Source organism: Streptomyces altiplanensis (assembly GCF_053591575.1).
The window spans coordinates 1-12,907 of sequence record NZ_JBSFUB010000073.1; the positions used below are offsets into that span (position 1 = coordinate 1).

At 72.7% G+C, this 12,907-nt stretch carries 11 protein-coding genes; 2 read left to right on the forward strand and 9 right to left on the reverse strand.

Annotation, left to right across the window (positions count from 1 at the left end):
• Positions 1-199: 199 nt before the first annotated feature.
• The 3 genes from ACWD0Y_RS26435 to ACWD0Y_RS26445 form a co-directional block, all read right to left on the reverse strand.
• A complete protein-coding gene (locus tag ACWD0Y_RS26435; RefSeq protein WP_450262824.1) occupies positions 200-748 on the reverse strand; it encodes a hypothetical protein in 549 nt (182 codons plus the stop codon).
• A 157-nt stretch (positions 749-905) separates the two neighbouring features.
• On the reverse strand, positions 906-2,099 hold the full coding sequence (locus ACWD0Y_RS26440; protein WP_450262825.1) for a glutathionylspermidine synthase family protein: 1,194 nt from the start codon (positions 2,097-2,099) through the stop codon (positions 906-908).
• Positions 2,100-2,137: 38 nt separating this feature from the next.
• Positions 2,138-2,419, reverse strand: a complete 282-nt coding sequence (locus ACWD0Y_RS26445) for a hypothetical protein (RefSeq protein ID WP_450262826.1) — start codon at positions 2,417-2,419, stop codon at positions 2,138-2,140.
• 127 nt (positions 2,420-2,546) lie between these two features.
• Between ACWD0Y_RS26445 and ACWD0Y_RS26450 the strand changes: the two genes are divergently transcribed.
• Entirely contained in the window at positions 2,547-3,410 is an 864-nt protein-coding gene (locus ACWD0Y_RS26450; RefSeq protein WP_450262853.1) for a DMT family transporter, read from the forward strand.
• 164 nt (positions 3,411-3,574) lie between these two features.
• Here the strand turns inward: ACWD0Y_RS26450 and pdxR are convergent, their stop codons facing one another.
• Positions 3,575-5,035 (reverse strand): MocR-like pyridoxine biosynthesis transcription factor PdxR, encoded by a 1,461-nt coding sequence (gene pdxR / locus ACWD0Y_RS26455; protein WP_450262827.1) that lies wholly within the window; start codon positions 5,033-5,035, stop codon positions 3,575-3,577.
• A gap of 47 nt (positions 5,036-5,082) precedes the next feature.
• Here pdxR and ACWD0Y_RS26460 point away from each other — a divergent pair, with 47 nt between their 5' ends.
• A complete protein-coding gene (locus ACWD0Y_RS26460; RefSeq protein WP_450262828.1) occupies positions 5,083-5,616 on the forward strand; it encodes a carboxymuconolactone decarboxylase family protein in 534 nt (177 codons plus the stop codon).
• Between the two features lie 77 nt (positions 5,617-5,693).
• On the opposite strand, the gene ACWD0Y_RS26465 is transcribed toward ACWD0Y_RS26460, so the two are convergent.
• From ACWD0Y_RS26465 to ACWD0Y_RS26485, 5 genes are all read right to left on the reverse strand, one after another.
• A complete protein-coding gene (locus ACWD0Y_RS26465; protein ID WP_450262829.1) occupies positions 5,694-6,659 on the reverse strand; it encodes an ABC transporter substrate-binding protein in 966 nt (321 codons plus the stop codon).
• Positions 6,660-6,710: 51 nt separating this feature from the next.
• On the reverse strand, positions 6,711-8,717 hold the full coding sequence (locus ACWD0Y_RS26470; protein WP_450262830.1) for an ABC transporter permease subunit: 2,007 nt from the start codon (positions 8,715-8,717) through the stop codon (positions 6,711-6,713).
• The gene (locus tag ACWD0Y_RS26475) at positions 8,714-9,769 is read right to left on the reverse strand and encodes a quaternary amine ABC transporter ATP-binding protein (RefSeq protein ID WP_450262831.1); all 1,056 of its coding nucleotides are present in this window, start codon (positions 9,767-9,769) and stop codon (positions 8,714-8,716) included. Before ACWD0Y_RS26475 ends, ACWD0Y_RS26470 begins: the two co-directional genes overlap by 4 nt.
• Positions 9,769-11,301, reverse strand: coding sequence for a GMC family oxidoreductase (locus tag ACWD0Y_RS26480; protein ID WP_450262832.1), 1,533 nt, complete (start codon positions 11,299-11,301; stop codon positions 9,769-9,771). The genes ACWD0Y_RS26475 and ACWD0Y_RS26480 overlap by 1 nt, the downstream gene beginning before the upstream one ends.
• Positions 11,302-11,398: 97 nt before the next feature.
• On the reverse strand, positions 11,399-12,901 hold the full coding sequence (locus ACWD0Y_RS26485; protein WP_450262833.1) for an aldehyde dehydrogenase family protein: 1,503 nt from the start codon (positions 12,899-12,901) through the stop codon (positions 11,399-11,401).
• Between the last annotated feature and the right edge of the window lie 6 nt (positions 12,902-12,907).

The following is a 12,907-nucleotide window of genomic DNA, read 5'->3' on the forward strand; positions in this document are numbered from 1 at the left end:
TCCGCACCAAGCTCCGCGGCGACGCCCGGCTCCACCACCTCCTCCTCACCATCGGCAGCTTCATCAAGGCCGCCGACATGGTGGTCATGGAGGGCGACCGACGCCCCGCCCCCTGCCGCGGCCGCTCTCCCGCCGGGCGCACTGGTGGTGCTCGGCGCGGCGGACGCACGGGCACGGCCGGAGCGAGGCCGGGCCGCGGTCAGGTCGCGGGGCAGTGCACCGTGGGGTTCCACGGGTCGAACAGCCCCTTCGGGTTGGTCTTGTACAGCCAGACGTGCAGCTCGTAGTGGACCGGCATGCCCGGCTCGCGGCCTTCCAACGGCCCCTCGAACTCCTGGCCGAACATCGTCGGGCGGTCGTCGTCCGTCTCGAGGTTCTGGTCACGGTCGACGACGATGTACTCCACCGCCACCAGCTTCCGCTTCTCGCCCTTCGGTCCGGGCTCGTACAGCAGGGCCGCCGGCCGGGCCGGGTCGGTGGAGCCGACGTTCTTCTGGTTGACGTAGTGGTAGCCCATGGCGCCCACGTCCGGCAGGGCCGCGCATTCGTCGGTCCGCTTGAAGCCGTGCTGCACCGCGAGCGGCTCCCAGAGGTACTTGGCCGTCGCCACATAGACCTTGGCCAGGTCGGCCTGCCTCCTCTTCTCCGTGTCCCGGCTGTCGTTCCCGGCTTGCGCCGGGCCGGCTGCCAGGGCCAGCGAGGAGACGACGGCGAGCGCGAGCGCTGCCTTGACGGTGCGTGCGGGCATGCGAACTCCTGGAGAGTGAGGGCCCGGCAGGTGCGCCGGGCCTGAGCGGGCCCTCCCCTGGACCTCACCCCGGTCCACGTGAGCAGAGTGTCCTTCGGGGCGGCGCGCTGCACGCGGGGTGGCCCATTGGACTGACGCCCCGGCCCGCCGCCGGCTCTCAGAGAATGACGTGGGGCAGGAAGCGGGCGTACTCGTCCGTGACCAGACCCGACGACTCGCGGATGCCGAGACCGGCCGCCTCGTTCTCGACGACCCATGCCCCGAGCACCACGCGGTTGCCGTCGAAGTCGGGCAGCGGGGCCAGCTCCTGGTAGCAGAGGCGCTGTTCGCCCGCGGCCGGAGCGGGGGCCGCACCCGGGGCGTGGACCGTGACGCCCGCGCCCTCGCGGCCGAGCAGCGGCTTGGCGACGTACCCGGGGCCGTCGGCGGCGGCCAGTTCGCGGGGGCCGTCGAGGTACGCGGCGAGCAGGTTCGGGTGGCCGGGGTAGAGCTCCCAGAGGATCGCCAGCAGCGCCTTGTTGGAGAGCAGCATCTTCCAGGCCGGCTCGATCCAGCAGGTGCTGCCGGTGCCGCCGCCGTTGTCGAGGGTGTCCAGGACGTGCGGGCCGAAGCGGTCGGTCGTCAGCCACTCCCACGGGTAGAGCTTGAAGCAGCTGCGGATGAAGCGCAGACGGCCGTCGACGAAGCGGCCCGAGAGCCGGTCCCAGCCGATCTGTTCGACGGACAGCGCCTCGGTGGCGATGCCGGCCTGCTGGGCGGTCTCGCGCAGGTACGCCACCGTCATCAGGTCCTCGCCGAGCTCGTCGCCCTCCGAGTGGACGAAGTGCAGCGGCCCGGGCGGCAGGAGCGGCGCCTGGCGCCGCCACGCGTCGACGAGCCGCTCGTGCAGGGAGTTCCACTGGTCGGCGCCGGGGAAGCGCTCCTCCATCCAGAACCACTGCGGGCTGGCCGCCTCCACCAGCGAGGTGGGCGTGTCGGCGTTGTACTCCAGCATCTTGGCGGGGCCCGTGCCGTCGTACCGGAGGTCGAACCGCCCGTAGATGGACGGGAGTTCGGCCCGCCGGTGCCAGGAGGCGGCGACGCGCGAGGCCAGTTTGGGGTCCGTGATGCCGAGGTCGGCGAAGCGGTCGTGCTCGACAATGTGCGCGGCGGCGGCCAGGCACATGGCGTGCAGTTCCTCGACGGCCTCCTCCATCGCCTCGACCTCGGGCAGGGAGAACGCGTAGTACGCGCTCTCGTCCCAGTACGGGCGCAGCGACCCGTCGGGGAAGCGGGTCAGCGGATAGACGAGGCCCTGCTCCTCGACGGTCCGCTGCCAGTCGGGGCGGGGTTCGATCGTGTGCCGCTTCATCGGCGGGTACCCGGGGTGCCTGGAGATTCCACGGTCCGTCAGCCGCCGCCGGAGCCGGAGCCGGAGCCGAAGCCGCCCCGGTCGACCGCGGACTTGTCGAAGCTGCCGTCCGTGACCTTGCCGCTGCTGACGCGGCCGCCGTAGTAGTACCTGCCGGTGCCGTCGTCGTCGCACTTGTAGTCGGGCAGCACTTTGTGGGTCTTCGGGTCCACGCACCGCCGGTCGGGTTCCGAGCCGCAGGCGGTGAGCGTCGCCGCGAGGACGCCCATGCCGCCGAGCAGCACGGTGCCCGACCTCAGTCTGCGCCGTCGTACCGCCATGTTCCGGTCCCTTCCCCGCCGTTCGAACAGATCCTTCGGACCGTCCGACAGACTAGATGGCCCGCTTCCGCCACCGGAACCCGGTGTGCGTTCCCTTCCCCTCTAGAGTCGTTTTGTGCTCCTTGGGATGATCTGCGCGCTCTGTTCGGCGGTCTGCATCGGTACGGCCTCCGTCCTCCAGGCCGTCGCGACCCGCGCCGCGCGGCCCGGCACCGGCAGCGGAGTCGACGTGAGGCTGCTGCTGCGCTCCCTGCGCCAGTGGCGGTACGCCGTCGGTCTCGCCCTCTACGGCCTCAGCTTCACGCTCCAGGTCGTCGCCCTGCTCACCATCCCCCTCTACGCCGTCGAGGCGGCCCAGTCCGCGAGCCTCGCCGTCACCGCGGTGGCCGCCGCCCGTGTGCTGCGGGTCCGCCTCAGCCGTACGGAGTGGGGCGCGGTGGCCGCGGTCTGCGCGGGCCTGGCGGTGCTCGGGCTCTCCTCCGGCGCGGAGGGCGGGAGCGAGGGCCCGCCCGCCCTGCGGTACGTCCTCCTGGGCGTCGCGGGCGCCGTGCTGCTCGCGGGCGCCCCGGCGGGCCGCCTGCCCGGCCGGTCCCGCGCCCTGGTCCTGGGGCTCGGCGCGGGCACCTGCTTCGGGGTGGTGTCGGTCTCGGTGCGGCTGCTCGACGGCCTGACGCCTTCGGCGCTCGTCGCCGACCCCGCCGTGTACGCGCTGCTGCTGGCCGGCGGCGCGGCGTTCCTGCTGCTCGCCTCGGCGTTCCAGCGCGGTTCGGTGACCACGGCGACGGCGGGCATGGTGGTCGGCGAGACGGTCGGCCCGGCCGTGGTGGGCGTCGTCTGGCTCGGCGACCGCACGCGGGACGGCCTGGCGGCGGCCGCGGTCGCGGGGTTCGTGGTGGCGGTGGCGGGGGCGCTCGCCCTGGCCCGGTTCGGTGAGGCCTCGGTCGGCGCGGTGGCGCAGGGGACGGCCCCGGCCCCTTCCGCGAAAGACTGAGGCCGCCGTCCGGGAACTCGCGGGAGTGGTTTATCGTTCACCCTTATGTGGGGCGGAACGAGAAGCCGGAAGGCGTCCGCCGCACCCACACCTCATACGGCCCCGGTCGGTCCCCCCGTCCGGCCGGGGCTCCCCCTCCCCCTCTGCCGGGCGCGAGCCGTCACTCACGGCAGCGCCCGGCACAGCGCGTCCAGCGCCCCCGTCCACGCGCTGTCCGGCGGTGTCCCGTACCCGATGACCAGGGCGTCCCGGTCCCGCTCCACCGACGGATGCCGGAAGCTGTCCACGCCGTACAGCGCGAGCCCCTGCCACGCCGCCGCCTGCACCACGGACCGTTCCGTGCCCGCCGGCAGTTCGAGCACCGCGTGCAGCCCCGCCGCGATCCCCGTCACCCGTACGTCCGGCGCCCGCTCCGCCAGCGCCGCCACCAGCTGGTCGCGACGCCGCCGGTAGCGCAGCCGCATGGAGCGCACATGGCGGTCGTACGCCCCCGAGCCGATGAACTCCGCGAGCGTGAGCTGGTCCGGCGCGCCCGACACCCAGTCGACCCGTCCCTTGGCCTCCGTCACCTCCTCCACGAGCTCCTGGGGCAGCACCATCCAGCCCAGCCGCAGCCCCGGCGCGAGCGACTTGCTCGCCGTCCCCAGGTAGACCACGCGTTCCGGATCGAGTCCCTGAAGGGCGCCGACGGGCTGCCGGTCGTAGCGGAACTCCCCGTCGTAGTCGTCCTCCAGGATCAGCCCGCCCGTACCGCGCGCCCAGTCGACGGCGGCCGCGCGGCGGTCCGGGTGCAGCGCGACCCCGATCGGGAACTGGTGGGCCGCCGTCAGCAGCACCGCCCCGACGCCACGCAGCTCCCCCGGCTCCCCCAGCTCCCCGGTGCGCGAGCCGAGCCCGTCGAACCCCAGCGCCGGGGTGCGCAGCCCCGCGTCCGTGAGCAGGTTCCGGTGGACGTCGAGGCCGTACGACTCCACCGCCACCCCCCGTACGCGGCGTGCCCTCAGCACCTTCGCCATGAGCCTCAGGCCGTGCGCGAAGCCCGAGCAGATGACGACCCGGTCCGGCGTGGCCCGCACACCGCGCGCCCGCGCCAGGTACTCGGCGACGGCGGTGCGCAGCTCGACGCGCCCGCGCGGGTCGCCGTACCCGAAGGCCTCGTGCGGCGCGGCGGTCAGCGCGCGCCTGGCCGCCTTCAGCCACTCGGCGCGCGGAAAGGACGCCAGGTCGGGGGCGCCGGGCAGGAGGCTGTACGCCGGTGTGCGGCGGGCACCGCGCCGGGGCGCGGCGGCGGGCACGGCCCTGCGCGCGCCGGCCGGCCGGCCGGCGGCCCGCTGGGCGACATGTGTGCCCGAGCCCTGGCGGGCGGTGAGCCAGCCCTCGGCGACCAGGCCGGTGTACGCGTCGGCGACGGTGTTGCGGGCTACTCCGAGGTCGACGGCGAGCGAGCGGGAGGACGGCAGCCGGGTGCCGGGGGCCAGCCGTCCCGTGCGGACGGCTTCGCGCAGGGCGTCCATCAGGCCCGTGCGCAGCCCGCGGCCGCTCAGCTCGACGTGGAGGTCGACTCCGGCGACGACATCGGCGGTGACATCGGCGGCCGCCGCCGCATTGGCCCATGAATCCGTCACGGAAATGGACCATACCGGTGGGCCGACGCCCCCGTAGCGTCGTCCCCATGAGTACAGAAACGAGCACAGACCCGACCACGGGCGCGAACGCCACGGCCACCGAGTACGCCCACGAGCACACGCCCCGCCTGCAGTGGGCGAAACTGGCGCCCGAGGTCTACAAGGCCATGCTCGCGCTCGAGATCGCGGCGAAGAAGGGCCTCGACCCCGTCCTGGTCGAGCTGGTCAAGATCCGTGCCTCGCAGATCAACCACTGCGCCTTCTGCCTCGACATGCACTCCAAGGACGCGCTCGCCGCGGGCGAGACGGTCGAGCGGATCATCCAGCTCGCCACCTGGGAGGAGTCCCGGCACTTCTACACGGAGCAGGAGGCCGCGGCGCTCGAACTCACCGAGGCCGTGACCGTCCTGACCGAAGGGGCCGTCCCCGACGAGGTGTGGGAGAAGGCCGCCAAGCACTTCGACGACGTCCAACTGGCCCAGCTGACGGCCGTGATCGCGGTCATCAACTCCTGGAACCGGTTCGGCGTGACGACCCGCATGGTCCCGGGCCACTACACCCCGGGCGCCTTCAAGCGCTGACGCACGGCGAGGGGCCCGCCGCCCGTACAGGAATGCCCGTACCGGCAGCGGGCCCCTCGCCCCGCCCCGGGTGCCGCTCACTTCTCCGGCATCCAGGCCCTCCACGTCGGCTCGTTCTCCTTGACCCACTTCTCGGCCGCGGCCTCGGGCGCCATCTTCTCGTCCGCGATCATCAGGGCGACCTCGTTCTGCTGCTCGGTCGTCCACCTGAAGTTCTTCAGGAACTCCGCCGCCTCGCCGCCGTTCTTCGCGAAGTCCGCGTTGAAGAACTTCTGGAGCGGCGTCTCCGGGTAGCCGCAGGCGATCTTCTCCGGGACGGCGTCGCAGCCTTCCTTGTACTCCGGCAGCTTCACCTCGACCATCTCGATCTCGGCGTTCAGCCACTGCGGCGTCCACCAGTACGTCAGGAACGGCTTCTTGGCCTTGGCGTACTTCTGCATGGCCGTGATCTGGCTGGCCTCGGAGCCGGCGTAGGTCGTCTTCAGGTCCAGCTTCAGGTTCTTGATGAGCGCGTCGTCGTTGGTGACGTAGTCGGGCGATCCTTCGAGGATCTCGCCCTTGCCGCCGCTCTCCGCGGTCCGGAAGTCCTCGGCGTACGTGTTGAGGTTCTTCCAGTCCGTGACGTCCGGGTGCTTGTCGGCGTAGTACTTCGGCACGAACCAGCCGATGTGCCCGGTGACGCCGAGACCGCCGCCCCTGACGACGGTCTTCTTGGTGTCGACGTACCGCTTCTCCTCCTCGGGGTGACCCCAGTCCTCCAGGATCCCGTCGATGTTGCCCCTCGACAGCGCGTCCCACGCGAGGACCTCGCCCATCTGCTGGGTCTTGACGGTGTAGCCCAGCTCCTCCTCCAGGAGGTACGCCGCCACAGCGGTGTTGGCCTGGGCCCCGACCCACGACGGGACGGTCAGCCTGACGGTCTTCGCGCCGTCGACGACGCTGCTCCTGCCGGTCTCGGCGGCTGTGCACCCGCTGAGCGCGAGCAGCCCGAGGGCGGCGGCGCAAGCGGTGGCCGTACGGAGTTTCCGCGTGTTCGTGCGCATGGTGAGGGGGTCTCTCTTCTCTGGCGGGGCGGGCGGCGGAGGGACGGGCGGTCAGCCGCCCGAACGGGAGCGGGCCGCGCCGGGCTGGGTGAGCCGGTCGAGCACGAGCCCGAGGCAGACGATCGCCGCGCCGGCGGTCACGCCGACGCCCATCTCGCCGCGCGAGAGGCCCTTCACCACGTCGTAACCGAGCGCGCCGCCACCGACGAGGCCGCCGACGACGACCACCGCGAGCACCAGGACCACGCCCTGGTTGACGGCGAGCTGGAGCGCCGGGCGGGCCAGCGGCAGCTGGACCTGGAGGAGCTGCTGGCGGGAGCTCGCGCCCATGGACCGTGCGGCCTCCAGCGCGGACGGGTCGACGTCCCTGATGCCCTGGGTGGTGATGCGGACGACGGCGGGCAGCGCGTACACGACGGCCGCGATGATCGCGGACGCGCGCGTGACGCCGAACAGCGCGACCACCGGGATCAGGTACACGAACTGCGGCATCGTCTGCATCGCGTCCAGCACCGGCCGCATCCACCGCTCGAAGCGTCCCGCCCGCGCCGCCGCGACGCCGAGCGCGAAGCCCAGCAGCAGCGTCACGACGAGCGCCGCGATCACCTGGGAGAGCGTGTCGAGGGACTCCGTCCATACGCCGAGCACGCCGACGGCGCCCATCGCGAGCGTCGAGGTGAGCGCGGTCGCCCACGACCCGGCCAGCCACGCCAGAGCGGCGACGAGCAGCAGCAGCGCCCACCAGGGCAGCCAGACCAGACCGTCGCGCAGCGGGTTGAGCACCCACAGCGTGAAGTTCTCCGACCAGACGTCCGTGCCGCCGAGGACCGGGACGCCCGAGGCGAGGTGCTCGGTGACCCAGCCCTGGGCCCTGTTGACGGGCGTGGAGATGTCGTACGTCCAGCCCTGCGGCCAGGTCCGCGCCGACAGCGCGCGGCCGGCCACGGCGGCGGCCGCGGTGGCCGCCGCGACCAGCGCCCAGCCGCGCCACCCGTGCGGCAGCCGGGAGGCGCCCGGCGCGGAAGTGCCGAGCCGCTCGCCCGCCGCCGCGGTCGTGCGGTCGAGCCAGACCGCGATCAGCACGATCGGGATGCCGGCCGAGAGCGCCTTGCCGACGTCGACCGTGGACAGCGCCGAGTAGACCTCTTCGCCGAGACCGCCGGCGCCGACGAGCGCCGCGATGACGACCATCGAGAGCGCCATCATGATCGTCTGGTTGAGGCCGAGCAGCATCTCCCTGCGGGCCAGCGGCAGCCGCGCCGTCCACAGCCGCTGCCATCCGTTCGCGCCGAGCGAGGCCGACGCCTCCAGGACCCCGGCGTCGGCGCCGCGCAGCCCGAGCGCCGTGAGGCGGGCCATCGGCGGGGCGGCGTAGATGACCGTGCAGAGGAGGGCCGCGGGCGTACCGGTGCCGAAGACGAGCACGAACGGCAGCAGGTAGGCGAAGGCCGGCATGACCTGCATCGTGTCGAGCACCGGGCGCAGCATCCGGTGGAAGCGGTCGGAGAGGCCGGCCACGAGTCCGAGCAGGATGCCGAGTACGCAGGCGAGGCCGACCGCCACCACCATCAGCGCGAGGGTGAGCAGGGTGGCGTCCCACATGCCGAGCAGCCCGCAGACGGCGAACACGACGGCCGCGGTGCCCGCCGTCTTCGCGCCGCGCCGGCCGAGTCCGGCGGCGCGCCACGCGAAGAGCACCGCCAGGGCGGCGAAGCCCGGCCAGCCGAGCGCGTCCAGGCCGTTGTAGACGGCGCCGACCGCGTCGGTGGCGGTGTTGGAGAGGTGCAGCAGGAAGTACAGGAACAGCGGGTGGGTGTCGCGGTTGTCGATGACCCACAGGTTGGCGTCGTCGAGCGGGCCCGACACGTCGACGGTCAGGCCGGCGGGCCAGCTGCCGCCGCCCCCCAGCACGATGCCGAGCGGTACGAGCACGAACGCGGCGGCGGCGAGCGCGAGCAGCTTCCGGCCGGCCCGGTGGCGTACGACAGCGGCGAACCGGCCCAGGGCGGGCCCCGCCGTCGCCCCGTCCTTCACGGGCGCGGTGACGGCCGCCGTCATGCGGCGACCGCCTTCGTCGTGCCCAGGCCCGCGACGACGGCGAGGAGCCCCTGGTGGTCGACGATGCCGACGCAGCGTCCGTTCTCCATGACGCGGGCGGGCTCGCCGGTGCGGGCGACGGCCTCGATGGCGGCCGAGACGGTGGCGTCGGGGGAGACGGACGCGCCGGTCTCGGTCTCGCGCACGTCGCCGGCGGGGCGCATGGCCGTGCGTACGGTCATGACCTGCTCGCGCGGTACGTCGCGCACGAAGTCCCGCACGTAGTCGTCGGCGGGCGCGCCGACGATCTCCTCCGGGGTGCCGAGCTGCACGATCCGGCCGTCGCGCATCAGCGCGATCCGGTCGCCGAGCCGCAGCGCCTCGCTCAGGTCGTGGGTGATGAAGACCATGGTGCGGCCCTCTTCGCGGTGCAGGCGGACGACTTCTTCCTGCATGTCGCGGCGGATCAGCGGGTCGAGGGCGCTGAACGGCTCGTCGAAGAGCAGCACTTCGGGGTCGACGGCGAGGGCGCGGGCCAGGCCCACGCGCTGCTGCTGCCCGCCGGAGAGCTGGCCGGGCCGGCGCTCCCCCATCCCCGCCAGGCCGACCTTCTCGACGACCTCGGCGGCCCTGGCGCGCCGCTCGGCGCGGCCCATGCCCTGGATCTCCAGGCCGTAGGCGACGTTGTCGAGGACGGTGCGGTGCGGCAGCAGGCCGAAGTGCTGGAAGACCATGGAGGCGCGGTGGCGGCGCAGTTCGCGCAGCCGCGTCCGGTCCATGGACAGGACGTCCTCGCCGTCGATGACGACGGTGCCGGAGGTGGGCTCGACGAGGCGGGTCAGGCAGCGTACGAGGGTGGACTTGCCGGAGCCGGACAGCCCCATGACGACGAAGACCTCCCCCTTGCGCACGTCGAAGGAGACGTCACGCACGGCGGCGGTGCAGCCGGTGCGGGCCCGCAGCTCGTCGGCGGGCAGATCGGCGTACTCCTGGTGCGCGGGGACGCGGTCGGCCTTCGGTCCGAAGACCTTCCACAGGTTCTGTACGGAGAAGACCGGTTCGGCGGCGGTCATCACGCATCACCTCCCGGTGCGGTTGTCGGAACAAGCAGTTCGGCGCACTTCTCCCCGACCATCAGGACCCCGATCATCGGGTTCACGGCGGGCATCGTCGGGAAGACGGAGGCGTCGGCGATGCGGATGCCTTCGAGTCCACGGATCTTCAAGTCCGGTGCCACCACGGCACCTTCGTCCTCGCGGGCACCCATGCGGCAGGTGCCCGCCGGGTGGTACACGGTGTGCGCGACCTTGCGGGCGTACTCGCTGATGTCCTCGTCGGAGGTGACCTCGGGGCCGGGGCAGACCTCGCGCTTGAGCCACTTCGCCAGCGGCTCGGCCTTGGCTATCTCGCGGGCGATGCGGATGCCGTCGACGAGCGTCCGGGCGTCGTAGTCGTCCTCGTCCGTGAAGTAGCGGAAGTCCAGCGCGGGCTTCACGGCCGGGTCGGCGCTGGTCAGGAAGAGCCGGCCGCGGCTGTGCGGCTTGGGGATGTTCGGGGTCATCGACACGCCGTGCTCGGGCCGCTCGTAGCCGAGGCGCTCCGGGTTGTCGGTGAACGGGATCTGGTAGAAGTGGAACATCAGGTCCGGGCCGCGGCTCGCCGCGTCACGCCGTACGAACAGACCCGCGTCGGAGTCCATCGCCGAGTTCTCGGGGATCGGCCCGTCCGTCTCCCAGACGATGACCGACTCCGGGTGGTCGAGCAGGTTCTCGCCGACTCCGGGCAGATCGTGCACGACGGGTATCCCGAGCGCTTCGAGGTCGGCCTTCGGGCCGATGCCGGAGTGCAGCAGCAGCCGCGGGGTGTCCACCGCGCCCGCGCACACCAGCACTTCGCGGCCCGCCTCGACGAGCACCTCCTCGCCGTCCTTCGTACGGACGTGGACGCCGGTCGCCCGGGTCCCGTCGAACTCCAGCCTGTACGCCCAGCTCTCCAGCATGAGGTGGAGGTTCGGCCGGTCGAGGAAGGGGTGCAGGTACGCGACCGAGGCGGACGAGCGCTTGTTGTCCTCCGGGTGGTACGCGAGGTCGAAGAAGCCGACGCCCTCGTGGAAGGGCTCCTTGTTGAACCCCTCGACGCGCGGCACACCGATGGCGCTCTGCGCGGCGTCGACGAAGTCGCGGGCGATGGCGTTCCGGTCCTTCTCGTCGACCGGCACGATGTTGTTGCGCAGCTTGTGGAAGTACGGCGCCATGGAGGCGGCGTCCCACCCCTCGGCGCCGGCGGCCGCCCACTCGTCCCAGTCGGACGGCAGCGGCTGGAAGGCGATGAGGGTGTTGTGCGAGGAGCAGCCGCCCAGGACGCGGGCGCGGCTGTGCCGGATGTGGGAGTTGCCGCGCGGCTGCTCGGTGGTGGGGTAGTCGTAGTCGAGGTCACCACCCAGCAGGCCCATCCAGCGGCGCAGCGTGAGGACTTCGGGGCGGTCGACGTCGGAGGGACCGCCCTCGATGACGGCGACGCGGACGGACGGGTCCTCGGTGAGCCGGGACGCGATCACCGAACCTGCGGTTCCGCCGCCGACGACGACGTAGTCGTATACGGGCATGGGTTGCTGCTCCTCTTCGTGCGGGGCGCCACAAAGTGCTGTCGCGTAATGGGGGGAGGGGACGGGCGGGCCGGGCCGCGTCGGGCCGGGCCGGGTGTCAGCCCGCGAACCAGCGCACCGGGCGCGGTTCCAGGTTCTGGTAGACGTGCTTGGCCTCGCGGTACTCGGCGAGACCGGAGGGCCCGAGCTCGCGCCCGATGCCCGACTTGCCGAAGCCGCCCCACTCCGCCTGCGGCAGGTAGGGGTGGAAGTCGTTGATCCACACGGTGCCGTGCCGCAGCCGCCCCGCGACGCGCCGCGCGCGCCCGGCGTCGGCCGTCCACACACCGCCGGCCAGGCCGTACTCGGTGTCGTTGGCGAGGGCGACGGCCTCGTCCTCGGTACGGAAGGTCTCCACCGTCAGGACCGGCCCGAAGACCTCCTCGCGTACGACGCGCATCTCGCGGTGGCACTGGTCGAGGACGGTCGGCGCGTAGAAGTACCCGCCCTCGGGCCGTACGTCGGACGGTTCGGGCCGCGCGCCGCCGGAGCGCAGGACCGCGCCCTCCTCCAGCGCGGAGGCGACGTACATCTCGGTCTTCGCCAGCTGCTGCGCGGAGACGAGCGGCCCGCACTCCACGCCGTCGGCCGTGCCGCGGCCGAGGCGGATCCTCGCGGCCCGGCGGGCGAGTTCGGCGACGAAGCGCTCGCGCACCGACTCCTCGACGATGAGCCGGGAACCGGCCGAGCAGACCTGTCCGCTGTGGATGAAGGCGGCGTTCAGGGCCTGGTCGACGGCGGTGTCGAAGCCCTCTTCGGTGGCGCAGGCGTCGGCGAAGACGACGTTCGGGTTCTTGCCGCCCAGCTCCAGCGCGACCTTCTTCACGGTGACGGCCGCGGCCTGCATGACCTTCGTACCGCTGGCGAGGCCGCCCGTGAACGACACGAGGTCGACATCGGGGTGCTCCGCCATGCGCGCGCCGACGGGGTCGCCCGCGCCGGTGACGAGGTTGGCGACACCGGCCGGAAGTCCCGCTTCGGCCAGCAGCCCGATGAGCGCGACGGTCGTCAGGGGAGTGATCTCGCTCGGCTTGACCACGAAGGTGTTGCCCGCGGCCAGAGCCGGGGCGATCTTCCAACTCGCCTGGAGGAGCGGGTAGTTCCAGGGCGCGATGAGCGCGCAGACGCCGACCGGCTCGTGCACGACGACGCTGTGGATCTCGGGCGACCCGGCGTCGACGACCCGGCCGCCGCTCTCGCCCACGACGAGGTCGGCGAAGTAACGGAAGGCGTCGCTCACGCAGTCGACGTCGACCCGGCCCTCTTCCAGCGTCTTCCCGGCGTCACGGCTCTCCAGGAGGGTGATCTCCTCGCGGTCCCGCTGGAGCAGCTCACCGACGCGCCGCAGCAGCGCGGCCCGCTCGGCCACCGGGGTACGGGGCCACTCCCCCGAGTCGAACGCCGCACGGGCCGCCGCCACAGCGGCGTCGACGTCCGCGGCGCCGCCCTCGGCGACGACGGCGAAGGGCTTGGCGTCCGCGGGGTCGATGATCTCGCGTGTGGCACCGGAAGTAGCCGCCTGCCACTTTCCGTCCACATGAATGGTCTGTTGTGCCGACACGTCGCG

Excerpts from the sequence above, each read along its gene's own strand:
- ACWD0Y_RS26435 (WP_450262824.1), bottom strand. The coding sequence starts at position 748 with ATGCCCGCACGCACCGTCAAGGCAGCGCTCGCGCTCGCCGTCGTCTCC.
- ACWD0Y_RS26440 (WP_450262825.1), bottom strand. The coding sequence starts at position 2,099 with ATGAAGCGGCACACGATCGAACCCCGCCCCGACTGGCAGCGGACCGTC.
- ACWD0Y_RS26445 (WP_450262826.1), bottom strand. The coding sequence starts at position 2,419 with ATGGCGGTACGACGGCGCAGACTGAGGTCGGGCACCGTGCTGCTCGGC.
- ACWD0Y_RS26450 (WP_450262853.1), top strand. The coding sequence starts at position 2,547 with ATGATCTGCGCGCTCTGTTCGGCGGTCTGCATCGGTACGGCCTCCGTC.
- ACWD0Y_RS26460 (WP_450262828.1), top strand. The coding sequence starts at position 5,083 with ATGAGTACAGAAACGAGCACAGACCCGACCACGGGCGCGAACGCCACG.
- ACWD0Y_RS26465 (WP_450262829.1), bottom strand. The coding sequence starts at position 6,659 with ATGCGCACGAACACGCGGAAACTCCGTACGGCCACCGCTTGCGCCGCC.
- ACWD0Y_RS26470 (WP_450262830.1), bottom strand. The coding sequence starts at position 8,717 with ATGACGGCGGCCGTCACCGCGCCCGTGAAGGACGGGGCGACGGCGGGG.
- ACWD0Y_RS26475 (WP_450262831.1), bottom strand. The coding sequence starts at position 9,769 with ATGACCGCCGCCGAACCGGTCTTCTCCGTACAGAACCTGTGGAAGGTC.
- ACWD0Y_RS26480 (WP_450262832.1), bottom strand. The coding sequence starts at position 11,301 with ATGCCCGTATACGACTACGTCGTCGTCGGCGGCGGAACCGCAGGTTCG.